This window comes from Candidatus Eisenbacteria bacterium (assembly GCA_018831195.1).
In the GTDB taxonomy this organism is placed as follows: domain Bacteria; phylum Eisenbacteria; class RBG-16-71-46; order CAIMUX01; family JAHJDP01; genus JAHJDP01.
Window position 1 is genome coordinate 17,085 of the sequence record JAHJDP010000056.1, and the last position, 24,257, is coordinate 41,341.

22 protein-coding genes are annotated in these 24,257 nt (G+C 55.5%); 18 read left to right on the top strand and 4 right to left on the bottom strand.

The window, feature by feature from the left end:
* Nucleotides 1–10: 10 nt before the first annotated feature.
* From KJ970_10385 to KJ970_10395, 3 genes are read right to left on the bottom strand one after another with little or no spacing between them, the layout of a single operon-like run.
* Complete coding sequence (locus KJ970_10385) at nucleotides 11–1,489, bottom strand: SpoVR family protein (protein ID MBU2691320.1); 1,479 nt, start codon at nucleotides 1,487–1,489, stop codon at nucleotides 11–13.
* 13 nt (nucleotides 1,490–1,502) lie between these two features.
* Complete coding sequence (locus KJ970_10390) at nucleotides 1,503–2,600, bottom strand: DUF444 family protein (protein MBU2691321.1); 1,098 nt, start codon at nucleotides 2,598–2,600, stop codon at nucleotides 1,503–1,505.
* A gap of 51 nt (nucleotides 2,601–2,651) precedes the next feature.
* The gene (locus tag KJ970_10395) at nucleotides 2,652–4,709 is read right to left on the bottom strand and encodes a serine protein kinase (protein MBU2691322.1); all 2,058 of its coding nucleotides are present in this window, start codon (nucleotides 4,707–4,709) and stop codon (nucleotides 2,652–2,654) included.
* Nucleotides 4,710–5,061: 352 nt separating this feature from the next.
* Between KJ970_10395 and ruvB the strand changes: the two genes are divergently transcribed.
* The 16 genes from ruvB (at nucleotide 5,062) to KJ970_10475 (ending at nucleotide 17,815) form a co-directional block, all read left to right on the top strand.
* On the top strand, nucleotides 5,062–6,093 hold the full coding sequence (gene ruvB / locus KJ970_10400; protein ID MBU2691323.1) for a Holliday junction branch migration DNA helicase RuvB: 1,032 nt from the start codon (nucleotides 5,062–5,064) through the stop codon (nucleotides 6,091–6,093).
* Nucleotides 6,094–6,104: 11 nt separating this feature from the next.
* A complete protein-coding gene (gene queA / locus KJ970_10405; protein MBU2691324.1) occupies nucleotides 6,105–7,163 on the top strand; it encodes a tRNA preQ1(34) S-adenosylmethionine ribosyltransferase-isomerase QueA in 1,059 nt (352 codons plus the stop codon).
* Nucleotides 7,164–7,173: 10 nt separating this feature from the next.
* The gene (gene tgt, locus KJ970_10410) at nucleotides 7,174–8,307 is read left to right on the top strand and encodes a tRNA guanosine(34) transglycosylase Tgt (GenBank protein ID MBU2691325.1); all 1,134 of its coding nucleotides are present in this window, start codon (nucleotides 7,174–7,176) and stop codon (nucleotides 8,305–8,307) included.
* A gap of 65 nt (nucleotides 8,308–8,372) precedes the next feature.
* Entirely contained in the window at nucleotides 8,373–8,672 is a 300-nt protein-coding gene (yajC, locus tag KJ970_10415) for a preprotein translocase subunit YajC (GenBank protein ID MBU2691326.1), read from the top strand.
* Between the two features lie 56 nt (nucleotides 8,673–8,728).
* The gene (fmt, locus tag KJ970_10420) at nucleotides 8,729–9,682 is read left to right on the top strand and encodes a methionyl-tRNA formyltransferase (GenBank protein ID MBU2691327.1); all 954 of its coding nucleotides are present in this window, start codon (nucleotides 8,729–8,731) and stop codon (nucleotides 9,680–9,682) included.
* Nucleotides 9,679–11,019, top strand: coding sequence for a hypothetical protein (locus KJ970_10425; protein MBU2691328.1), 1,341 nt, complete (start codon nucleotides 9,679–9,681; stop codon nucleotides 11,017–11,019). The genes fmt and KJ970_10425 overlap by 4 nt, the downstream gene beginning before the upstream one ends.
* Nucleotides 11,020–11,112: 93 nt before the next feature.
* On the top strand, nucleotides 11,113–11,925 hold the full coding sequence (locus KJ970_10430) for a PASTA domain-containing protein (protein ID MBU2691329.1): 813 nt from the start codon (nucleotides 11,113–11,115) through the stop codon (nucleotides 11,923–11,925).
* Between the two features lie 17 nt (nucleotides 11,926–11,942).
* On the top strand, nucleotides 11,943–12,617 hold the full coding sequence (gene rpe, locus KJ970_10435; GenBank protein ID MBU2691330.1) for a ribulose-phosphate 3-epimerase: 675 nt from the start codon (nucleotides 11,943–11,945) through the stop codon (nucleotides 12,615–12,617).
* Nucleotides 12,618–12,700: 83 nt separating this feature from the next.
* Nucleotides 12,701–14,035: a signal recognition particle protein gene (ffh, locus tag KJ970_10440; GenBank protein ID MBU2691331.1), complete on the top strand. Its 1,335-nt coding sequence runs from the start codon at nucleotides 12,701–12,703 to the stop codon at nucleotides 14,033–14,035.
* Between the two features lie 189 nt (nucleotides 14,036–14,224).
* A complete protein-coding gene (gene rpsP, locus KJ970_10445) occupies nucleotides 14,225–14,632 on the top strand; it encodes a 30S ribosomal protein S16 (GenBank protein ID MBU2691332.1) in 408 nt (135 codons plus the stop codon).
* Between the two features lie 109 nt (nucleotides 14,633–14,741).
* Nucleotides 14,742–14,972, top strand: coding sequence for a KH domain-containing protein (locus KJ970_10450; GenBank protein MBU2691333.1), 231 nt, complete (start codon nucleotides 14,742–14,744; stop codon nucleotides 14,970–14,972).
* Between the two features lie 35 nt (nucleotides 14,973–15,007).
* Entirely contained in the window at nucleotides 15,008–15,532 is a 525-nt protein-coding gene (rimM, locus tag KJ970_10455) for a ribosome maturation factor RimM (protein ID MBU2691334.1), read from the top strand.
* The gene (trmD, locus tag KJ970_10460; GenBank protein ID MBU2691335.1) at nucleotides 15,529–16,290 is read left to right on the top strand and encodes a tRNA (guanosine(37)-N1)-methyltransferase TrmD; all 762 of its coding nucleotides are present in this window, start codon (nucleotides 15,529–15,531) and stop codon (nucleotides 16,288–16,290) included. Before rimM ends, trmD begins: the two co-directional genes overlap by 4 nt.
* Before the next feature lie 70 nt (nucleotides 16,291–16,360).
* Nucleotides 16,361–16,702 carry a 50S ribosomal protein L19 gene (gene rplS, locus KJ970_10465; protein MBU2691336.1) on the top strand — a complete coding sequence of 114 codons (342 nt, stop codon included), beginning with the start codon at nucleotides 16,361–16,363 and terminating at the stop codon, nucleotides 16,700–16,702.
* Nucleotides 16,703–16,707: 5 nt separating this feature from the next.
* Nucleotides 16,708–17,370, top strand: coding sequence for a ribonuclease HII (locus KJ970_10470; protein MBU2691337.1), 663 nt, complete (start codon nucleotides 16,708–16,710; stop codon nucleotides 17,368–17,370).
* Between the two features lie 61 nt (nucleotides 17,371–17,431).
* On the top strand, nucleotides 17,432–17,815 hold the full coding sequence (locus tag KJ970_10475) for a YraN family protein (protein MBU2691338.1): 384 nt from the start codon (nucleotides 17,432–17,434) through the stop codon (nucleotides 17,813–17,815).
* Between the two features lie 17 nt (nucleotides 17,816–17,832).
* Here KJ970_10475 and KJ970_10480 read toward each other — a convergent pair whose 3' ends face one another.
* The gene (locus tag KJ970_10480) at nucleotides 17,833–19,089 is read right to left on the bottom strand and encodes a hypothetical protein (protein ID MBU2691339.1); all 1,257 of its coding nucleotides are present in this window, start codon (nucleotides 19,087–19,089) and stop codon (nucleotides 17,833–17,835) included.
* Between the two features lie 222 nt (nucleotides 19,090–19,311).
* On the opposite strand from KJ970_10480, the gene KJ970_10485 reads away from it, so the two are divergent.
* Both KJ970_10485 and KJ970_10490 read left to right on the top strand, forming a co-directional pair.
* Nucleotides 19,312–22,026 (top strand): AAA family ATPase, encoded by a 2,715-nt coding sequence (locus KJ970_10485; GenBank protein MBU2691340.1) that lies wholly within the window; start codon nucleotides 19,312–19,314, stop codon nucleotides 22,024–22,026.
* Between the two features lie 209 nt (nucleotides 22,027–22,235).
* Nucleotides 22,236–24,245, top strand: a complete 2,010-nt coding sequence (locus KJ970_10490) for a LysM peptidoglycan-binding domain-containing protein (protein ID MBU2691341.1) — start codon at nucleotides 22,236–22,238, stop codon at nucleotides 24,243–24,245.
* The last annotated feature ends 12 nt before the right edge of the window (nucleotides 24,246–24,257 follow it).

The following is a 24,257-nucleotide window of genomic DNA, read 5'->3' on the forward strand; positions in this document are numbered from 1 at the left end:
ATGTGGATTTTCAGGTCTTGATATCCTCTTCAGAGAATGTTTCCCCGTCGTGTGAATAGATTTTCGATTTGTCCTTCAGCCGGGTCGTCACATGAACCGGCCGGCCCCAAACCCGGGAGAGATTGCGCAGGGTATCGCAGGCATAATTGCGGTCCAGATCCACACCCTGATGTTCGTGGAAGAGGAGGAGTTCGCCTCGATTCTTGTAGTTGCCGTTCTCAATGAGAATGATCGGATTTCCAGCATTGGTGAGACTGAAGAGCAATTTCTCCTTAATTTTTTTAAAATCCCGGCTTTGTATTTCATAACGATTCGTATTTTCATTCCATTCAAATGTAAACAGCTGGTGTTCGATGCAAAATTCACGGGTCAAGAACTCATCAATAAAGGTGATATCATTATATATTCGCCGGGCTTCAAAGATCTTTTGTTCGCCCAGTCGCGGATTTTTGTCCCAGTTGCTTTTCTCGGCGAGATTGTCGCATTCTTCCCATTCTTTGCCAAAGCGGCCCTTGTCCCACCTTTCCTTTATGTCCCGCCAAAGTTGGACACCGATCTTATAGGGGTTCACACTCCCGTGAGGCATGGCCAGGATTCCGGCGCACCGATCCGCGTAGTCGATAACCTCACTCGGATCCAAAACTTTCTCTGTCATGATCCGGGAATGCCAATAGGTCGCCCAGCCCTCATTCATAATCTTCGTCTGCATTTGGGGGATGAAGTAATAGGCCTCACGCCGGATGATTTCGAGCATCTGCCTTTGCCATCGCTCTAGCGGGGCATGCTGGATAAGAAACCAGAGGATATCCCTCTCTGGTTTCTGAGGGAACTTACGATTCCGCTCCCGTTCTTCCATTATTTTCCTTCTCTGCTCCTCGAGGAATTTCTGCGGATTGATAAACTCATCCATATACTCTTTGCTGCGGAGTTTCTGGATCGAAGGGATCTTCTCTCGATCGACATCACCACTGATCAAAGCAGGTCGATCCGGAGGTGAGTGGATATCTATGAGATTTTCCAGCGACAAGGCCACATCGATGAATTGCTCCACGGCATCCACACCGAACGTCTCCATCCATCGGCGGACACTGGATGAGTGATGTGCCATTTGGTTAATCATTTTTCGATCAGTGTCATCAAAAAAGCGGTTGTTTTTGAAGAAATCGCAATGGGCATAAACGTGAGCCATCACCAGTTTCTGATCCAGATCTTCATTGGCTTCGAGAAGATAGGCGTAACAGGGGTTGTGGTTGATCACCAGTTCATAGATTCGGCTCAGCCCGTAGATATGACCCTTCATCAGCCGTTCATATTCCATGCCGAAGCGCCAGTGAGGGTATCGAATCGGGAAACCGCAGTATGAGGCGACCTCGGTCAGCTCTTCCCATGTGACAACCTCGAATATAGTCGGATAGAAATCTAAACCATAGCTGTGAGCGATATCGGCAATTCTCGCGGCCTGCTCTCTGAGATGTGGCGGGAGGGACATGGGATTCTTCTCCTCAGCGCCCGGTGCCCAGGAAGGTGCGGATGGTCTCGTAAATCATCTCCTTCGATGGGATATTGGCGGAAATAAGGTTTCCACATTCTTTGAAATGGGATGTCAAATCCTTAAGGAATTGGCCGCTGCCGTAAGGCGATTCCACTTGCCCATAGGCATAGAGGTTTGAAATCGGAAGAATTTTTTCCTCGAGAAGCTTCAGACAGTTTTCGGTGTCTCCAGTGCCCCAATTGTCCCCATCTGAAAATTGGAATGTATAGATATTCCATTCTTCGGGATTGTATTCCTCATCGAGAATCTTCTGCAGCATATTATAGGCGCTCGATATTTTCGTCCCGCCGCTCTCCTTCAGATGATAAAAGGTGTGCTGATCAACCTCGCGGGCGGCGGCATCGTGGACGATGTAGCGTATGGCGACATCCTGATATTGATAGCGGAGCCAAGTGTCGATCCAGAAGGATGTTATCCTCACGATTTCCTTTTGGTCGTCGCCCATGGAACCGCTGACATCCATAATGTAGAAAACAATCGCATTGGCGCGGGGAGCGGGGACTGATTTCCAAGAGCGATAGACCTTATCTTCTTTGATAGGAATGATGATGGGGCGCTTGAAGTCATAGGTGCCTGATGCAATTTGCCGTTTGAGGCTCTTTTTGTAGGTTCGTTTAACATGGCGAAGACTCTCGGGACCCGAGGCGCGGATGCCGCTGTACCGATCTCTCCGCTCAATGATATGTTTGGAGCCCTTCGGTTTGATCCTCGGCAATTCCAGTTCCTCGCCCATCATCTCGGCGAGTTCTTCCAGAGTAATATCAACTTCCAGGATGTGCGCACCGGGCTGATCTCCCGCAGTGCCGGCGCCTTCTTGCCCGCTCTGTGATGGATCGCCCGCAGCTCCCTTGCCCTGCCCGATGCCCCCTTCGTTGGAGCCATAGCGGAATTTCGGTATGTCGATCCGGGGAACGGGAATCGAAATGATATTCCGGCCCTTTCGGCCGATCATTTCTCCTTTGGTGATATATTTCCGGAAATCTTCACGGATGCGACCCTTAACAATTTCGCGGAAGCGACTATGGTCTCTGTTGATTCGCAATATCATGAGTCCGTCACCACCCCCGCGGAAAATGTTGGATATCGATCGTCCGTTTTATCAGTCCCCATTGTTGGATTCACTTCGGGCGAAAATGCTGGCGACGTAGCTCAAGACATCCACCGCACAGATTTCACAATATCCGTACTCTTTCATTAAACGGGTTTTGACGACGTCAATCTTCTCCTGGGTTGAGGCATCAACCACGCTTGAAACCAAACTTGTCAATTTAATCGAATCCTTCTGGTCCTCAAAGAGTTTTAACTCAAGCGCTTTCTGCAATCTCGAATTGTCTTTGTAGCTGAAACTCTTTCCTTCCAATGACAAAGCCCCAATGTAGTTCATGATTTCCTTGCGGAAGTCATCCTTGCGGCTGTCTGGGATGTCGATCTTTTCCTCGACGGATCGCATAAGGCGTTCGTCAGGATCCTCGTCTTGTCCCGTATAAGGATTCTTTACCCTTTCCTTCTGTGTATAGGCTTTTACATGATCGACATAATTCGCGAAAAGCTTGTTGACCGCCTCTTCATCCGCGCTGATCGCCCGCTGTACTTCGTTTTTCGCAATCTGTTCAAACTCCTCCTTTACGACATTCAGCAGCTCACGGTATCGGCGCCGGAGATCTTCACTTGTTATGAGACTGTGATGTTTGAGGCCGGATTCAAGCTCGTTGAGAACCATGAAAGGATTGATGCAATTACCGGCGCGATCTGATACCAGGGCGTTTGAAACCTTGTCCTGGACATAGCGCGGGCTGATTCCTTCCATGCCCTCGCGTTCCGCCTCCTTGCGCAATTCCTTGATGTTATCCGTCGTATAACCGGGAAGGCTTCTCCCATTATACAATTTTAGTTTTTGTATTAATGACAAATCGGCCTTTTTGGGCTGTTCAAGACGTGTCAGCACGGCCCACATACTAGCCATCTCAAGAGTGTGGGGGGCCACATGTTTGCCATGGATCATATCCTGGCTGTAATCCTTCATATAGATCTTTATTTCCTGATCGAGCTTTGTGATATATGGAATATCGATTTTGACCGTTCGATCCCGCAACGCTTCCATGAATTCATTTTTTTGCAATTTACGGTATTCGGGTTCATTTGTATGGCCGATGATGACTTCGTCGATATCCGTTTGCTGGAACTTCTTTGGTTTGATTTTGTGTTCCTGGCTGGCGCCCAAGAGGTCATACAAGAAGGCGACATCAAGCTTCAGAACCTCAATGAATTCAATTATGCCGCGATTGGCGACATTGAACTCACCGTCAAAATTAAAGGCGCGGGGATCAGAGTCACTTCCATACATGGCGATTTTCCGATAGTTGATATCGCCGGTCAGCTCGGTCGAGTCCTGATTCTTCTCGTCTTTGGGCTGGAAGGTTCCGATACCGATGCGGTTTTTTTCAGACATGATGATCCGATGAACAACGATATGATTCAGAATTTGAGACCAGTCGCCATTGTATTGGTGAAGCAAATCATCAAAATTGCGCCGGCAAGCAGGACATAGATCTCCCTCGACAAATACTTTATAATCCTTGTCCAGACGTTGATTCAATTCGCGGATGATCCCGCCACGTATTTCCATCGGTATGAGGTGAAGAGGTTCCTCATGCATCGGGCAGGGTTCGCTGGCCGGATTCTGGAGATCCATTTTCCACCCGAACGAGAAGAGCCGTCCCTCCGGCGATTTTGAATAATCCTCAAGCCCCCGCTTCAGGAGTCGGGCAATGGTCGATTTTGCCGATCCCACCGGTCCGTGAAGGAGCAACACTCTCTTTTCCGGTCCGTAACGGCATGCAGCCGCCTTAAAAATGTTCACAAGTTTCATCAAAGGAATCTCGAGGCCGAAGATAGCATCAGCTCCATCATTCGCCAGATCGTCGAAGAACTTGTACCGTGTGATCGTTTTCTTGAACTCGATATATTCCTCAGTGCCGTGAGAGAGGATCATGTCATAGACGCGCTGGAAAGCCGTCCGTGTCACTCTTGGGTCATGCAGCACGATTTGCATATAGTCATTAAAGGTCCCGGTCCAGTGGTGATCCCGAAAAACATCGGGTCGTAGACGGGCTTTGACTAATTCCATAAAATCATTGGTGGTCAATGGCATCGCCATCCCTCCATTCCGGGCCAAAATCCAACCCACATTTCATTTCGGGAACTCAACCGCCGACACCCGCTTGCCAGAGTATTGGCTCCTTCACGGAGGGATCAAGGAGAGAGTCAAGAAGGTGAACCGTTGTCTCGCGGTCCCTTGGGGTTCTTCCTTGAATCCCTGTTTGGAACGCTATCCAACACCCTCTCAATTTTCAAACCCTTCCATAAAGGGCCCGGTTCCTTCGGTGGTCCAGGCTCCTCTAGGATTATCGGATCCTCAAGAAGGTCCCTTGACCTGCATCCCTTGGTCATTGTGAGTGACAACATGTTGTGATAACCTTCGTTCCGTGATCGAAAAGGAATCCGACAGAATGGCGCAGACGCCAAGGGTCACAGACCCGATCCTTCAGGATGGAGATCGGAGTCTTGAAGGGGGACTTCGTCCGAAGTCGCTGAATGAATTCGTTGGGCAGGACGGACTTCGGGAGAATCTGCGGATTCTCGTTGAGGCGGCCACGGCCCGGGATGAGCCCCTTGAGCATATCCTCCTTTCCGGTCCCCCCGGTCTGGGGAAAACGACCCTCGCGACCCTTCTTGCCGGAGAAATGGGCACCCGGCTTGTCGTCACCAGCGGTCCGGCCCTCGAACGGGCCGCCGATCTCGTTGGCATTCTGACCGGCCTGCCACCGAAGGGAATTCTTTTTGTGGATGAGATCCATCGCCTGAGCCGGACCATTGAAGAATATCTTTACCCGGCGATGGAGGATCAAAGGCTGGATATCCTTCTTGACCGGGGGCCCTCGGCCCGAAGCGTTCGATTGAAGCTTCATCCTTTCACCCTTGTCGGCGCAACGACGCGCTCGGGGCGCCTCAGCGCGCCGCTGCGATCCCGGTTCGGCTTTGTGGGAAGGGTCGATTTTTACAATATTGTAGAACTTATGAAGATCGTCGAGAGGTCGGCAAGGATTTTACAATGTCCTCTCGAGGGGGAAGTCGCCGAGGAATTGGCCAAGCGCGGGAGGGGAACACCGCGGATCGTCAACCGGCTCTTGAGACGGGTGCGGGATTACGCCCAGGTTCGGGGCACGGGAGACGTCGACAAACACACCGTACTGCAGGCTTGCGAACTCCTGCAGGTCGGTGAAGACGGGCTCCATGAAATGGATCGAAAAATTTTAGAAACGATTATTGTTAAATTCAGCGGCGGCCCGGTCGGCCTCAACACGTTGGCGGCCTGTCTCGGAGAGGAGCCCGATACGATTGAAGAGGTCCATGAACCTTTTCTTTTGCAGGAAGGATATATCGAACGCACACCGCGAGGCCGGGAAGCCGCGGTGCGGGCCTATCAAGCGCTGGGGATCGATGCCAAACTCAAGCCCAAGCCTCCCGGTCTCTTCACATAAAGGATCCACCGGTGGATGCAGGTGCATACGATTATCATCTTCCTGAAGAGCGCATTGCCCAGTGGCCCGCCACTTTGCGGGATAGGTCCCGTCTGCTGGTTATGGATCGGCGGGTGGGATCTTTGGACCACCGGGTTTTCAAGGACCTTCCCGATTTTCTGAGCGCCGGGGATCTATTGCTCCTGAATGAAAGCCGCGTCATTCCCGCCCGCCTCTTTGGAAAGAAACCGACCGGCGGGCGCGCTGAAATTCTGCTTGTAGAATCGGCCGCAGAGAATCCGGAACCGGCCCAGCGGAACTATTTCGGCATGATCCGCCCCGCCCGGGCGGGACGGCCGGGCTCCATTATTGAGCTTGAAGACGGTTGGCGGGTAGTTGTTGAGGAAAGGGCGCTGGAGGAGGGAATGCATCGACTGCGGCTCGAGGGAACCGGGCGGGTCGAGGATCTCCTGGCGCATTGCGGCCATATGCCGCTTCCGCCCTATATTCGCAGGGAGGATACGGAAGAAGATCGCGAGCGGTATCAAACCGTTTATGCGAAACAACCCGGATCGATCGCGGCGCCGACCGCGGGGTTGCACTTTACAAAGGAGCTGCTGGACAAAATCCGGGGGATGGGTGTTTGCACGGCGTCGGTCATCCTGCATGTCGGGCCGGGTACCTTCCGGCCGGTGCGGGAAAGGGATCTGCGCCGGCACCGGCTGCATCCTGAATCGTATGAGATACCCGAAGCGGCGTCGCGGGCTGTGGAGGAGACGCGCCGGGCGGGGGGCCGGATAGTCTGCGTGGGGACGACCACGGTTCGCGCCGTCGAAGCCGCGGCCGCGGAACGGTCGCCTGCGGGACCGCTCTGTCCACCGGGCGGCGGGCGCACGCGGCTCTTTATCCATCCGCCTTATACATTTCAGGTTACCGATGCACTGATCACGAATTTCCATCTTCCACGTTCGACGCTGCTCATGCTGGTCAGCGCTTTTGGAGGCCGGGAGGAGGTTCTCTCGGCCTATAGAACGGCGGTCTTACAAAAGTACGCCTTTTACAGCTATGGTGATGCGATGTTGATCCTTTGAGGGAGAAAGCGTGCTGACCTTTCAAATAAGAAGCCGGGATTCTAATAGCGGCGCCCGCACCGGCCTCCTCGAGGTGGGTGGGCATCGCATCGACACACCCGTTTTTATGCCCGTGGGTACCCAGGCCTCCGTCAAAACACTCGATTCGGCTGAGCTGGAGGCCGCGGGGGCTCAAATCATCCTGGGCAATACATATCACCTTCTTCTCCGGCCCGGTCCCGAACGGATGAGCCGGCTTGGAGGGCTTCACCGGCTCATGTCCTGGCCGCGCGCCATCCTGACCGACAGCGGCGGATATCAGGTCTTCAGCCTGTCCGATTTGCGCAAGATCCGCGAAGATGGGGTGGAGTTCGCCTCCCACAAGGATGGGTCCAGACATTATTTGACCCCCGAGCGGACGATCGAAATTCAGGAGGCGATTGGGAGCGATATCCTGATGCCCCTCGATGTCTGCTCACCCTATCCCTGCGACCGGGCCCGCGCCCGCGAGGATCTGCGATTGACATTGCAATGGGTCAGAGCCAGCCGTGTCGCTTTTGATGGGAGAGGTTATACCGACCGGGCCCTCTTTGGGATTGTGCAGGGGAGCGTCTATCCCGATTTGCGCGAGGCGTCGGCCCAGCGTCTCCGGGATTTGGAGATGGACGGATACTCGGTGGGCGGATTATCGGTCGGGGAGCCGCCCGAAGAACGCTGGCCGCTGGCCGAGGTGAGTCTCCGGCACCTGCCCGATGAGAGACCCCACTACCTGATGGGTGTTGGGACGCCGGAGGATATCGTGACGGCGGTTGGACTCGGATATGATATGTTCGATTGCGTGCTGCCGACCCGTAACGCCAGGAACGGCACCGTCTTCACCTCGCGCGGCAAACTCGTTGTCAAAAACAGGACATATGCAGAGGATGAGCGCCCCCTCGATCCCGATTGCGACTGTTCGACCTGCCGGCGTTATTCCCGGGCTTATCTCCGGCATCTATTTAATGTGGGCGAGATGCTGGGACCCCGTCTTGCGACATTGCATAGCATCCACTACTACTTGAAACTCATGAAGGATGTGCGCCGTTCGATTGACCTGGGTTCTTTCGCCGCGTGGCGGCGGGAGACGATTCAACGCTGGACAGAAGGGCCCGAAGAGAGAGGATAACTTCGGCATTCAGTACTACCGAATTCAAGGAGGTCCAAATGGTGTTGGGGATTGCAATGATGTTCATGGCGGGTGGGGGCGGACAGGCCGGGGAGGCTCAGGGAGGCGGGATGATCCAGATGCTGTTCCTCTTCGTCTCCTTCATCGCCATCTTTTACTTTCTCATTCTTCGGCCGCAACAGAAGCGTCAAAAGGAGCACCAGAAACTTCTCGAATCCCTGACGAAGGGAGACCGGGTCCTGACAAGCGGCGGGATGTACGGAACCGTCATCGGGATCAAAGATGATATCGTGGTGCTCAAGGTCGGTGAGGATGTGAAAATCGAGTTCTCGCGCGCCAGCATCCAAGCCGTCATCAAGGGCTAGGTGATCACGGGAGCAAGACCAGATCCCCCCGTCGGAGGCGGCGGAATGAACTGAGCATGGGAAAGCCCGTTCTGATCTACATGGGAACGCCGGAATTCGCGGTTCCCCCATTGGAAGCCCTCTGTGAAGCGGGGTTGCCGCCCGCGGTTGTCTATTCCCAGCCGGACCGGCCGCGTGGGAGGGGCCGCAAGGTCTTCCCCACCCCGGTGGCGGAGGCGGCCCGGCGGCTGGGGTTGGAGATCCGGCAACCTGAGGTTTTACAAACCCGAGACGAAAGGGAGCAGCTTGAAGCGCTGCAGCCCGACCTGATCCTGACGGTGGCCTACGGAAAGATTCTGCGCCGGCGATGGCTGAAGCTGCCGCGGGTTGGGGCGGTGAATCTGCATCCCTCGCCGCTTCCACGGTACCGTGGGATGAACCCCATGGGGCGAACCCTGATGCGGGGTGATGCGTGGACCGGCGTGAGCGGATTCTTGATGGATGAGGGGACCGATACGGGACCTATCCTGAAACAGATCCTGACACCGGTGGATCCGATGGAGACTTTGGGGGATCTGAGCCGGCGATTAGCCCGGCTCGGCGGCGGACTTCTCATTGATATTGTTAAAGAAGCCATGGAGGGATCGCTGCAGCCGGTAGCTCAGGATGAGGATCTGGCCACCATCGCCGCGCCCTTTGATACCGAGGAGTCGCATCTTTCCTGGCGGCAGCCGGCGATACACATCCATAACAGAATCCGGGCGATGAGCCCCGATCCGGGGGTGATCGTTCGATGGCGGGACCGGTGCTGCAAAATCCTCCGCAGCCGCCCGCTGGATGAAATTCAGCATCCCGAGCCGCCGGGTCAGATGCTGCCCGGACTGAAAGGCCATCCGCCACGGGTTGTCTGCCGGCCCGGTCTGATTGAGCTCTTGGAAATTCAACCGGAAGGGAAGGCGGTGATTCCCGGTGAGGCCTGGTACCGGGGTTGCCGGGCTCTGGATGGTCCTGTCTTCCTGGAGGAGATATGAGGGATTCACCCCCGGGCCTGCCGGTTCGGGAGGCGGCCGTCACCCTCCTCAATTCCTGGGATCAAAAGCCGTCTCCGATAAGCCACAGCCTTGATGCGGCGCGCCGTCAGCTTGAAGACCCCCGCGATCGCGCCTTTCTGACCAACCTGATCTTCACGACCTTCCGCTGGCTCGGCTGGGCCGATGCGGTACTCGATGCGCGGCTTCGACAGGGCCTGGCGTCGCTGACGCCGCCGCTCAGAAACATTCTGCGGATTGGAATTGTACAACTCTATCGGATGAAGGGGCGTGAGCCCCATGCCGTCGTTCACACGAGTGTCGCCTTGGCGAAAAGAATGACCGGCGACCGGCGGCATAACCTTGTGAACGCGGTGCTGCGGGGTCTCCTGAGAGAGCCGCCGGGGGAGAGAGAGATCCGCACGGGGGATGAGATGGAGGACCTGGCCCGCATCTATTCCCATCCGTCTTGGATCCTCAAACGCTGGGATGCCCAATATGGGAGGGAGAGGCTCCTTGAAATCTGCCGGTGGAACAATGCATCCCCCCAGCTCTCCTTCCGCATCCGCGGGGGGGGAGCGGTGCGGGAGGTCTTACTATCGGAGTTGAGGGCGGAAGGCCTGTCCCCTGAACCCGGAGCCCTGCTCCCGGACCATTACCGGCTGGAGGCGGGGTATATCCCGGAGGAGAGCCGCTGGGTGAAGGAGGGGCGGATTGTCATTCAGGATGAGAGTGAGGCCCTGGTGCCTCTCCTCTGGGATCCACGGCCGCCCATTCTCGACACCTGTGCGGGACCGGGCACCAAGTTGGGGCGGCTGGCCGAGATGTCAGCAGACGCCGGGGTCGTGTTAGGATGGGATCTGACCTGGGAGAGGATCCGGCTGGTGGCTGAGACGGCCTCCCGCCTGGAGTTGCCCAATATCCGATGTGTCGTTGCGGACGCAACAAGGCCCCCGATCCGGGGACCCGTCGGCGCGATACTGGTCGATGCGCCCTGCTCGAATCTCGGGGTCCTTTGCCGGCGTCCCGACGCTCGCTGGCTCCGCCGTCCGAGAGAAATCGAAGAGCGGGCGGCGCTCCAAAAGGAGTTGGTCGGAGAAGCGCTGAAGCTGCTGGGTCCGGGCGGATTGCTGCTCTACTCGGTCTGCAGTCTCGAACCGGAAGAGACCGATGGCGTTTTGGCGCCGTTCACCCTCGAGGAGGGAGGGCCTCTGGAGTGGGTTGAGCCGGCGATCTCCCTTCCCGAAGATATCCGCGGCGGGCGGGGGCGTCTTCGGATCCGGCCGGGTCAACGCGGGATGGAAGGGGTTTACGCCGCCCTGGGGCGGAAGGCGGCTTGAACAATATCAAGCTGAACAATATCAAGCTGAACAATATCAAGCTGAACAATATCAAGCTGAACAATATCAGGTTTAACAAAATCAATTGAGGAGGTGTGGGTTCTGAAGACGTCGACGGAAGCGGGTCAGGAACAGGACAAAGCCGGAAGGACGGGATGGGTTTCGCATCCGAAGTGGCGCCGTACCGCATCGATTCTCCGCCGCCTCATTTTCATCGGGCTTGGGATGGTGGTCGGGTTGATCCTATTCGATCGATTCCTGATGCCGTATGTTGTCCGGCTGGGGGATGAGGTGGATACCCCCAATGTCGTGCTTCTCTCGGAAGAGGAGGCTGATTCTCTCCTGGCTCAAACCGGTTTGAAGTGTCAGGTCTTGGCCCGCCGGTATGACAACCAGGTGCCGCCCGGCCGGATCATGGATCAAGAGCCCGGACCCGGCATGAGGGTCAAGAGGGGCCGGATTTTAAGATTGCTGGTCAGTCTCGGATCGTTGGGGCGATCGGTGCCGGAGATTCGTGGCCACCCCGTTTCTCACGCCCAGCTCCTTCTCGGTAGGGAAGGGATGGCGATGGGTCGTGTCACCTATGTCACGAGCCGCGAGGTGCCCGAGCAGACGGTGGTCGCAGCCAGCCCCGCCCCGGGAGCTCCCTTCCCGGCGGGGGGTGAGGTCAATCTGCTTGTCAGCGAGGGGTATCCAAAGCGGGCCTTTCTGATGCGGGATTTTCGCGGAGAATCAGCTGAACGAATTCGCTCCCTATTGAAAGCCGCCGGTCTGCAGGTCGAGGTCAGAGCCTGGCCCGGACAACCGCTGGATGCCGACGAGATCGTTGAACAGACACCGCCCTCCGGACACAGGATTGAAGAAGGGGGGATGGTCGAGTTGCTGACGGGGAGGAGAAAGGGATGAACCGTTCCGCCGATGCCATGCGGCGGGTGCCGGATGGGATCCAGGTTGTGCCGAGTCTGCTCTCCGCCGATTTCGCCGACCTGCGCCGGGATATCCGCAGCGTCGAAGAAGCCGGCGCCCGGTGGCTGCACCTGGATGTGATGGATGGACACTTTGTTCCCAATATCACCTTTGGACCGGCCTGGGCCGGGGCTGTCCGCAAAGTCTCTGGTCTTTATCTCGATGCGCATTTGATGATCACCAGCCCCATCGCATATATTGACCGTTATGCGAAAGCCGGGGTCAATCTCGTCACCGTCCACGCGGAGACGGATGAATCGCTGGAAGAGATCAGCGGCCGCTGCAGGGAAGCGGGAATCGGCTTTGGATTGGCTTTCCGGCCCGGGACCGATCCGGTTCCCTATCTCGACCGGTACGGAGCGGCGCTGGATCTTGTTTTGGTGATGACGGTCGAGCCCGGTTTCGGCGGGCAATCCTTTATGAAGGATATGCTGGGTAAAATTGAGACAGTTCGGGATTGGCGGAAGGATCGGCGGGCCTCATTCCGGTTGCAGGTCGATGGTGGAATCAACCACGACACCCTTACCTTGGCGGTTGCAGCGGGAGCGGAGGGCCTTGTCGCCGGTAACGCCGTCTTCGCCGGTGGTGATCCCGGCGGGAATTTTCGGACTTTAACAAAATTGATCATGTGATTTGATAAATATGAACAGGACATGAGGTGAACAAAAACCGAGAAAAACGAGCAGGAAAAGAATGAGAAAGGATCGAGTGCTGCATGTTTGAGCAACTGAGTGAGCGACTGGATGGGATTTTCGCTCGCCTGAAAGGTCACGGCAAACTAACACCAGACAATGTCCGCGACAGCCTGCGCGATGTTCGCCGGGCTCTGCTGGAAGCCGATGTTAATTTTAAAGTCGCCAAAGAATTGATCGCCCGCGTCGAGACAGTGGCCGCCGGACAGGAGGTTCTGAAGAGCCTCACGCCGGGGGCCCAAGTCGTCAAAGTCGTTCACGACACTCTCATCGGCATTCTTGGTTCCTCCACCGCCGGGCTGCCGGATGCCAAATTCCCGCCCCGCCGTATCCTCATGGTGGGGTTGCAGGGCTCCGGTAAGACCACGACAACAGCGAAACTCAGCGCGTGGCTGCGCCGCCAGAAGCGCATCCCCGCCATGGCGGCCTGTGATTTGCAGCGGCCCGCCGCCATTGATCAATTGGAGATCTTAGGCAAGGAATTGGATCTCCGTGTTTATGTCGATCGGAATTCCAAGGACCCGGTCAAAGTCGCCCGGGATGCGGTGACATGGGCCCGTCAAGAAGGGGTCGACGATCTTTTGATCGACACCGCCGGGCGGTTGCAGGTTGACGAAGAGCTTATGGAGCAGCTGGTCTCCGTGCGGGATGCCGTATCCCCCGATTCGATTCTTCTCGTCGTGGATGGGATGACAGGGCAGGAAGCCGTCTCGGTCGCCCAGTCCTTTCATCAGAAGTTGACGCTTCAGGGAACGATCCTCACGAAAATGGATGGAGACGCCCGCGGCGGCGCCGCCTTGAGCATCCGTCATGTGACCGGTGTTCCCATCCTCTATATGGGGGTTGGTGAAAAGACCTCGGCCCTCGAGGTTTTCCATCCCGACCGGATGGCCTCCCGGATTTTGGGGATGGGTGATGTTTTAACCCTTGTTGAGCGGGCTCAATCGGTTGTGGATCAGGACCAGGCATTGAAGCTTCAGGAGAAGCTGAAGCACCAGGCCTTCACCCTGGAGGATTTTATGGATCAGATCCGCCAGGTTCGCAAGATGGGTCCCCTCGAGGATATCATGAAGATGATCCCCGGAATGGGGGGGAAGGCTCTTAAGGGGGTTCAGATCGATCCCAAGGAGCTGGGCCGCGTGGAGGCGATGATTCGATCGATGACACCGGCGGAGCGCCGGCGGCCGGAAATTATCAATGGAAGCCGTCGAAAGCGAATCGCCAAGGGGAGCGGCACGACGGTTCAGATGCTCAACAGGCTCCTCAAGGATTTTGACCAGATGCGTAAGATGATGGGGCAGATGGCGAAAGGAAAGGGCTTCGGGGGTTTCAATATGATGAGGGCCCGCCGGAGATAATCCTTGCAACGGGATGCGCCACGCCATTCAATAGCGGAAATTCCCGCCAACTCCGTTTTTATTTGAGATAGAAACGGTCTTCCCTTTGGAAGATGGTTGTCGTATCCTGCTATTTTGTATCTGTTTCACAGAAATTTGGTGAGAGGGGAAAAAACCCCCGACCAGGTTATGTAATAAGGAGGACCAGTAGTGGCGGTCGTTATTCGAATGCAGCGGGTCGGCACCCGCAATCGTCCCTTTTGGCATATTGTTGCGGCAGATTCCCGCATGAAACGTGATGGTCGATTCCTTGAAAAGTTGGGCCACTACGATCCGGTTCCCAATCCTCAGGTCATTCAACTCGATTTGGAGAAAGTGGATTCCTGGGTCAAGAAAGGCGCCAAGCCATCGGTCAAGGTTGCGAGCCTGATGAGGCTGGTGGCGCGGGGCGGCCCGATCGCGACCGTCACGGAACCAAAGGTGGCGCCGGTTGTAGAGGCAAAGATTCCAGAGGCCGAAGCACCCATCGAAGCCAAGACTCAGGCAGAGGTCACAGAGCCGACACCCGAGGCCGCGGAGGTGACGCCGGCGGTTGAAGAAGAGAAGCCAGCGGAATAACCCGACGAGTGAACAAACAGGCGACGTTTCGGGGAGGCTCTAAAGAGAGGCTCTCTGACAACCCGCGACGCGAGGGCTTCGCCGAGCCCAGCAGGAGGTGAAAACGAAAATGAAAGCTCTTATCGAATATATTACCAAGGCTTTGGTTGATAAACCTGATGAAGTGGAAGTTCGCGAAGTCGTTGGCGAAAAGACAACGGTTTATGAGCTACGTGTCGGTGATGGCGATCTTGGAAAGGTCATCGGCAAGCACGGAAGGACGATCCGGGCTATCCGTACTCTGCTGAGTGCTTCCGCCACAAAGGCGAACAAGCGAGCTGTTCTGGAGATTCTCGAGTAGGTCGAGACGCCGTCTCTTCCCTATAAGATCCGCCGATGATGCAAAAGGATTCTTCATGGGTCGCCGTGGGCAGAATCCGCAAGCCTTTTGGCTTGAAAGGTGAAGTCGCGGTGGAGGCTTTGGGGGAAACGGTTGAACATTTGCAGCCCGGCCAGGAACTCTTCCTTCGTCAGCATAATGGTGAACGATTGCGCCTGGTCGTAGCCGGTCTCAAGATTCTCACAAGGAAAATCGTTCTTTCTTTTGAGGGTATTGAGAATGTCGACGATGTAGAAAAGTGGCGCGGGTGCCCTCTTGAGATGTCCCCGGCCGAATTGCCGGAGCTGGAACCGGATCAATTCTACTTCTATCAGTTGCTCGGTCTGGATGTCACGGATGCTTCCGGCCGGCCGGTTGGGATTGTTAAAGATGTCATGGAGGGACCGGCCCAACCCCTCCTCGTTATCAAGAGCGCCGGTAAAGAGATTTTGATCCCCTTCGTGGGGGATTTCATCCAACAAGTGGATCTTGAAGATGGCGTCATCCATTTGGGGGATGTGCAGGGTTTGCTGGAGTTATGAGCCGGGATCCTTACCGCATCTGGATCCTGTCCGGTTTGCCCGGTGTTCTGACGGGGGCAATGGAGGAGGGGATCCTCCGGATTGCCCAGGAAAAGGGACTGGCTCGGGTCCAGGTGATCAATCTTCGGGATCATACCGATGATCGGCACCGGACCATTGATGATGCGCCCTACGGGGGCGGCCCGGGAATGATCCTGATGGTGGAGCCGGTGATTCGGGCGTTACGCGCCCTGCCGGAGGCCGATGGGAACCGGGAAGTGTTTCTCCTTTCGCCGCGTGGGGAGACGCTTGTACAGAAAAGAGTTGAAGAGCTTTCCAAGCTCGACGAACTCGTACTGATTTGTGGTCGATATAAAGGAGTGGATGAGCGGATCCGCACCTACATCACCGGTGAGTTGAGTCTCGGTGACTATGTTTTGTCCGGGGGAGAACTTGCAGCGGCCGTCATCGCCGATGCGATTGTAAGGTTGTTGCCTGATGTTTTGGGGTGTTACGACTCTGCCTTGGGCGATTCTTTTACATCCGGGCTGTTGGATAGCAGTTATTATACACGCCCGGAAGTATTCGATGGTTTGAGTGTCCCGCCGGTTCTTCTCTCCGGCCATCACGGCAAGGTTGAGAAGTGGCGGCGAATGGATTCTCTGCAAAGGACTCTGATCCATCGTCCCGATCTGTTGGAAGGGAGCGAATTGACACCTGAGGATCAGGCCCATCTCCGCAAACTGGGATGGGAACCGATTGAACGGTGTGATACTTGAGAGCGAGGAAACGATGTACCGGCCTCCGAAAACTGATATTGAGCGCCGGACGCTAGGGAGGAGATGAAGTATGGACGTCATCCGGCAGATTGAGGCCAAACAGATTCGGGAAGATGTCCCCGAATTTATTCCCGGGGATACGGTTCGTGTTCATGTTAAAGTCGTTGAAGGCGACAAGGAGCGCGTTCAGATCTTCCAGGGTGTCGTAATCGCCAAGCAGGGACCCGGCTCCCGTGAAACCTTTACCGTTCGTAAGATCAGCGGCGGTATCGGTGTCGAGCGCGTCTTCCCGATTCATTCGCCGAATTTGGCAAAGATCGAGGTGACGCGGCGCGGACGTGTCCGCCGGGCGAAATTGTATTACCTCCGCCACAAGTCAGGGAAACAGGCCAGGATCCGCGAGAAGCGGTAGACCTCATGGCCCGTTCCGGTGGGTCCGCGCTTCCGGACAGCCGTTGGGAGACCAAGCTGCGGCGGGCGGGCCTCAACCCCGTCGCTGGAGTTGATGAAGCCGGCAGGGGATGCTTGGCCGGTCCGGTTGTTGCAGCGGCTGTCATTCTGTCGCCCGGAACAAGGCTTCCCGGTTTGAATGATTCGAAAAAGCTGTCTCTTACGCAGCGCGAGCAAATGTTCGCGCTGTTGTCTTCCCGGGCCGAATATTTGACATGGGCTTGGTCCGGTCCCCGTGAGATCGATCGATTCAATATTCTTCAAGCGACTTTCATGGCGATGCGCCGGGCCCTTTCCCGGCTGCCTGTGCTTCCCGCGATGGTTCTGGTGGATGGATCGATGACGATCCCGGGATGGTCTGGACCTCAGGAGGCGCTGATTCGAGGCGACGGCCGATGCCGATCGATTGCGGCGGCGGGGGTCGTCGCCAAGGTTGTGCGGGACCGGCTTATGGAGCGCTGTCACAATCTCTACCCCCAATTCGGATTTAATAACAATCGCGGCTATGGAACGCCTGATCATCTCCTTGCCCTGATGTTGAAGGGGCCATGCCCGCTGCATCGCCGCTCCTTTGCGCCGGTGGCCATGACCCGGCAGGGCTTTTTTCTCCAAACGCCGCCATCCGCCTAGAACACCTCTGGCACACTCCTTGTATATTCTCTTTCTCAGGAAAATGTCGAGGAGAGAACATATGACTGGCAGTGACCGCCTGAGCTTGGGACATTGGGGGGAGGATCTGGCCGCCTGTTTTCTCAAGGGATTGGGTTGCGAGATACTCGAACGGAACCTTCGATTTGGACCGCTGGAGGTCGATCTCGTGATCCGCGAAGGAAAGACGATCGCCATGGTGGAGGTAAGGCTCCGCTCTGATCATTCGCATGGCCGGCCGGAGGAGACGGTTGGTTTCAGAAAACGGCGGACTCTTGATCGGGCATGGAGAGAGATCGCCAAGAGGTATCCTGAGGTGAGTTGGATCCGGATCGATATTCTCGCCATCAGCCGATTGGGGAAGCGCCAGGTTCAGATCCGTCACTTCCCCAATGCCTGGAAACCGCTCGGGACTCAGATATTTTAAATCCGCCCGCGAATCTCTTACTCAGGGAGCCGGTAACAGATAACCTGCTGGGGCGAGGCCTCCTCATCATCTTCCGCTGTCAGGGTGCCGGACCCGAATTGAGCGGCCAAGGCATCGATGAAACCGGTAACCAATACAACTCTTCTGTTTCCGAGGAAGAAAAGAGTATCGCTCAATCCATTCCCCTCACCGGCGAAAGAGACCTGTTCAATGAAATGTCCGCCGGCGTCAAAGTGATCATAGGTCGCTATGATTCCTTGCGGCTGATGACGGCAGCCGCGGCTGGTGAGGACCCAAAGCTGGCCGTCGGGGGTGACCTGAAGCCCCCGTTGGAAGTGGGCGATAGCGGGCTCGGTTTCTTCGAGATCAAAGGAGACCTGGAGGTTAGGATTGGCGACGGCGCTCTCATAGAGCCGCCGCAGCCGGTCGGTATCCGCTTGTTCACGCTTCAGTGGTTCGTAAGCGCGTTCAATGATCCGCTCGACCTTCCCATCCGGAGAGAAGACGGTGATGGCATATTGATCGCGATCAGCATAAACATAAGTGCGCCCATTGGCGTCGACGCCGAAGCCCCACCAGAAAGAGGGCGTATGCTCTTTTTCGATGAATGTGAAATTGTTAAAATCAAACATTGAGTTCAACGTCATGTAGTTGGCCGTCTCTTCTCCGCTCATCTTGAAACCAGACAGGAAATAGATTCGTTTTTGGGTGCCCGGTGTGTCTCCGGGTTTCGATATTTCCCCGGAGATCACGATATGATCCCCTCCGCCGGCGGCGGCGGTCAGGCCTGTGAACCCTCCCTCCGTCGGCTTTTCGCTGCCGGGGATGAGTGAGCCCTTTGGGTTGTTTTCCATGTCGACCATCGTGATCTTGCCCGGAAACTCCTCGACGCAGGCGACGCTGCCATCGGGCATTAGAAGCATATCGCGGGGGCCTTGAACCTCCCCTGGTCCCTCACCTTGCCGGAAGAGGGTTTTTAAAAGTTCGCCGGTGGGGGAGTAGATATGAACATGGCAAAGCTGCGCATCGAGAACATAAACATTTCCATCGCTATCGCCGCAAATCTTGCTGATGAGACCGAAGAGGATCTCCTCGTCCTCACCCCCGATCCGCCAGACCTCTTCCAGGTTGACCGTCTTAACTCCCTGGCTCGGTGAAGCGCTGTTTTGTATATGGAGTACGCCGTCGATGGTTGTTTCCTTGCCGGCAAAGGCTGGACCGGCCAGAATCACGAAAATTCCCAACATCAGAAAATTCACTCGTCTTTTTAGCATATCCCCTCCCCCAAATCATTCCCCGGCCTCATGCGGAAAATCCCCATGAGTGACCCATTATATCCACACCCTTAATAATCACGATAGTTTACGCCGTAAGGTTCCCTTTTGGGCGGGATTTCTCTCAATCTGGGATGTAGTCTCTATCCCGAAGGTAACTTTCGGCCGGGCGAGAATCCATAGAGAGTTTGAAGGCTCCACATCGGAGAACAAGGAGATGGGATGGACAGCAAGAAGCGAGTTTTTGTGACGGGTGATTTTGTCTTGGACCACCACATATACGAAGGTGTACGGCATCATTATGCTGATTCAGGCGACGGCGTTCGTCATATTAGGGAGCTCGGCGGAGCGGCGTTGATTGAGAAGATACTTCGTTTCTTATTGGATGCAAAGGACGGCGACGATTCGCTTGTGCTGGGGACTGATTTCAAGATCGGTGATGCTTTGGACAGCAAGAAAATAACCCCTGATAACGATCAAGCCTATGCCATTTGGGGGCCGACGCTGAAGAATCCTGATAAGGAACCCAAGGTGTGGCGTGTCTCCTTTGAGATGGGATTTGGTGGCAATCGCTCGCAGCTGAAGAGAGTTGAATGGCCCAGTTCCAAAGAACCGCAAGGCCGGTTTGATGTGGTTGTCATCTCCGATGGTGGTCTTGGCTTTCGTGATAGCTCGAAGGAGTGGCTGGCGGACGCATTGAAGGAGGACGGGTGGATTGTCCTGAAGACCGCGGCTCCCCTCCAGGAGGGGGCCCTTTGGTCGCAATTGTTAAAAGACCATTCGGATAGGCTGGTGGTCATTCTGTCCGCATCTGAGCTCCGGAAATCCAACGCGCAGATCAGTTCAGGGCTCTCTTGGGAAGAAAGTCTTGAAACGTTGGGAAGAGAGATCGTGAAAGATGGCGCGTTGGATCAACTTCCGAAATGCCGTCATCTGATTGTTGCTTTTGAATCCGAAGGCGCGCTTTGGATTGATTTGAATGAGCGCCCTAAGCTTGAAAAGGGAATGTTGGAAAAGGTCGTTTGCCATTTTATATATCAGGCATCCGGGATTGAAGGAGATCATCAGCGAAGGTCCAAGGGACGTGCTTTCGGATTTCTGTCGTGTCTGACAGCCGCGATTGTTAAGCCTCTGGTGCGCGGCGGTGCTGTCGATTTTAGTGCCGCACTTGAAGGCGGACTTTCGGCCATGCATGACCTGCTCGAAAATGGACACGGTCCCTCTGACTATGAAGCGAGCGGTTTTCCGGCGGAACGATTGGCCGGAGTGATCAATGAGGCAACATGCCGCTACTCCCGTGCCGTGCTGCCCTTGTCGTCACTTTGTGAGAAGCCGACTTGCCCGGATAGTGTCACCGGTGTTTCTTCTGAATCCGGGGGGTGTTGGAGTTTACTGCGTGAGGTTCTCAAGTCCAAGGACTGTGAATGTATAGATCCGGCCTATGATCTGGCGAAACTGGTCATCCGTCATGGTCCGATTGCGCTGGAGAGTCTTCCTCACCTGCGCATGAAAGCCCTCATGAGTGTCGATCGCCGGGAAATTGAGGCTTTGCGCGGTTTGGAGCGTATTGTTCAGGAATACGCTGATAGAAAAAAGGCGAAAAAACCCCTTTCGATCGGTGTTTTCGGCCCTCCGGGTTCGGGAAAGTCCTTCACGGTGAAGCAGTTCGCCCAATCTCTCCTTGGCAAGGATGGCTGGATGGAGTTCAACCTCTCGCAGTTTTCCGGTCCAGAGGATCTGAATGGAGCGTTCCATCAAATTCGCGATGCGGTCCTGAGGGGCCTTGTGCCCGTCGCTTTTTTCGATGAATTCGATGCTCAGGAATACAGATGGCTGCAATACCTGCTGGCCCCCATGCAGGATGGATATTTCCAGGATGGGCAGATTACACATCCAATAGGGAAGTGCATCTTCATCTTTGCGGGCGGAACGAGCCGCTCTTTTGAAACTTTTGGACCTGTGAAGCCCGGCAATAGCCATAATCCGGGAAAGACCTCCTTCCAAATAGAAAGGGAAGAGATCGAGTACCGAGTTTTCAAGTTCGCCAAAGGGCCTGATTTTAAAAGCCGGCTTGATGGGTTCCTGAATATAAATGGTCCCAACCGGCGTTGTCTCCCCGCTGAAGAAGTTGATTCTCCAGATATCTGCGACATCTTCTTCCCGATCAGGCGGGCTTTCATTACGCGAGGGGAATTCAATTGTGAAGCTCATACCCGGCTGAATATCGATGAAGGCCTATTGAATGCCATCGTGGAAGTCGAGAGCTATAAACATGGGTCGCGTTCTCTCGGCAAGGTTCTCGATCCGTTGAAAGCCGCCCTTCCCGGCGCCCTCTATCGGTCCCTGATTCCCCCCCGGGGACAATTGGCGTTGCACACCGATGCCGACGCATTTCTTGAAAAATGTCGTCTGGCGGAACCGACTGCTCCCATCGCCACTTTCAAGGATGACGCTGATCGGCTTAGGGCCGCCAAGGCCATTCATGACACATGGCAAACACTCGGTGTGGTTCAGGGCTGGAAAACCAAGGATTCAGTCGTTCCATTCGAAGAATTGGCAAAGTTCTGGAAGAATTCAAATCTGGCCGCGGCCGATCGCATGGCGGAAATCCTGAGTCTTGTGGATCTCAAGCTTGAGGAAGGCGGGATAACGGACGACCAGCGAAAGTTTGTCCTCAACAAGATTGAGTATCATCTCGAGCTGATGGCCGAGGTGGAGCATGCCGGCTGGATGGATTGGCACCTGGAACAGGGGTGGATATTGGGTCCTAAAAAAGACAAGGATCTGAGGGTGGCGCCAACGGCGAAAAGTCATCCTTGTCTCCGCCCGTACACCAAACTCTCAGATCTCGAGCGAAACAAGGACCGCAACTCCATCCGGCATTTCCTTGACTTCGCGGAAGCCGGAGGTATGAGGATTGTGCCGGTACGGAGATAGGGAAGAAGATCAAGGGACAGAGAGAAATAGAGTCTCCGATCAGGGTGAGCAGCCATGGAACTAACACCCGGTTTGGTGGTGTCACACTCCCGGAGGGCGGTCCGGGGTTGAGATTCTGATGCGAGGCGGGGGCCGATTCCATGAAAAAAACCCTTGCCAAATGACGAGTTGGATCGATCTTTTAATTAGGGAGTGATAAGGTTCAGCCTATGAAAGACAGCAGATATCTCCTCTGGCTTCTGATCCCCCTCATGCTTGCCGGGTGTTCGCACGCCCCGAAATCTCCCTCTTCGCTGCCTGCATCCCCGGCCAAGGTCGCCGATACCCTCGTTCAGAGTCCATACCTCACCGATGAGGATCCGGAGGAGAGCCCCCAGGCCGAGATCGATCCGCTCCATAGAGAGTCAGAACGCCTCCTTGACAGCCTGGCGGTGACCATCGGCGAGCCGGAGTCCGCCCCGGATATTTCAGACAGTCTGGCCGCCCTGACCGAGGCGAGGATGCCCTCGGTTGATGAGATCTTTGATTACCCGGTGGTCGTCAATCGCCGGGTTCTGGCTTGGATTGATTTTTATCTCGGAAAGGGCAAGAACTCCTTCGATAGGTCGCTCCAACGTTCCGGACGATACATCGCGATGGCCAGAAAGGTCTTTGCTGAAGAAGGAATACCCCAGGATTTGGTCTTCCTCGGTCATGTTGAAAGTGCCTTTCAGCATAAGGCCCGTTCGCGTGCCAAGGCTCTCGGTCTCTGGCAGTTTATGAGGGGGACGGCGCAGCTGTACGAACTTCGTTGCGATGGCTATGTCGATGAGCGGCTCGATCCCGAGAAAGAGACCCGGGCCGCTGCGCGGTATCTGAAAGATCTTTATGCTATTTATGGGGATTGGTACCTGTCCCTTGCCGCCTACAATGCCGGCGCCGGCAAGGTCGACCGGGCCATTAAACAATCCGGATCCAGAGATTTCTGGCAAATCGCCCGGTCACGGTATCTCGTAAATGAGACACGGAATTTTGTGCCCGCGATTCTCGCGGCGACGATTCTGGCGAAATCTCCAGGGGCCTTTGGTTTCACGGAAGAAACCGATCCGCCGTTGTGCTATGACACCGTGACGGTCGATTCGCCCACGGATCTCAGAGTGGTGGCTCAATGTACGGATGTTTCTCTAGGCGATCTCCAAGAACTCAATCCCTGCCTACTCCATCTGCAGACCCCGCCGGAGACAAAGAAGTTCACAGTGAATGTCCCTCTGGGTGGATCGAAAGGTTTTGCCGAAGCCTATGCAAAAATCCCCGTGGAGAACCGGCTTGTCTTCCAACGCCACAAAGTGCGGTCCGGGGAAACGCTGGGGGGGATCGCGAAGAACTACAGAACGACGGTCAGCGCCATTCAGGGCGCCAACGGGTTAGGCCGCCGAACGACGATCTATGTGAATCAGACCTTGAAAATTCCCGCCGGGAATTCCGGCGCCATCCCGGTCGGCGTCGATCGGACGGAGGCAGTGCATCACACGGTCCGGCGTGGCGAGTCATTGAGCAAAATCGCCGAGCAGTATGGGGTGAGTATCCAGGGGATTCAGACGGTCAATAGGATCTCGGATCCCAGCCGTATCCTTCCAGGCGCGGTGCTCATCATTCCACCATCCCCCAAAGCCCGCAAGGATCCTGACCCGTCATCTCCTTCAGGCGGGAAAGCGCTGGTTGCGGATTCGCGGCACAAATCCCTCCCATCCATAAAATCGACGGGGAAAGAAGGAGATGAAGAGCCGGTAACTCAACATGGCATGCCGATGATCAATACCGCCGATGCGCTGGGCCGGGTGCCTTCGACAATCCATATTGTCGAGGATGCGCGCGAGGCGATAAAGAGCGAGCCGGAGGAAAAGGACCCCCCTTCCACAAAATCCCGGATCCATGTCGTGCGGAGAGGGGAAACATTATCGGGAATTGCTTCCCGGTATGGTGTGACACTGTCGAGTTTGCGGAGCTGGAACGATCTGAATCGACAGAGTAAAATATACCCGGGTCAAAGGATTGTTCTTGGAAATCCAGGGACAACCGACCCATCCTCCGCCGGATTGAAATGGCATGTTGTCCACAGTGGTGAATCGCTCTGGAAGATTGCGAAAAAATATGGTGTGCGTGTCGGCGATCTGATAGCGTGGAACAGCCTGCGGCAAAGTTCGGTCCTACACCCCGGGCAAAAACTCAAAATCAATTGATCGAGGATTCTT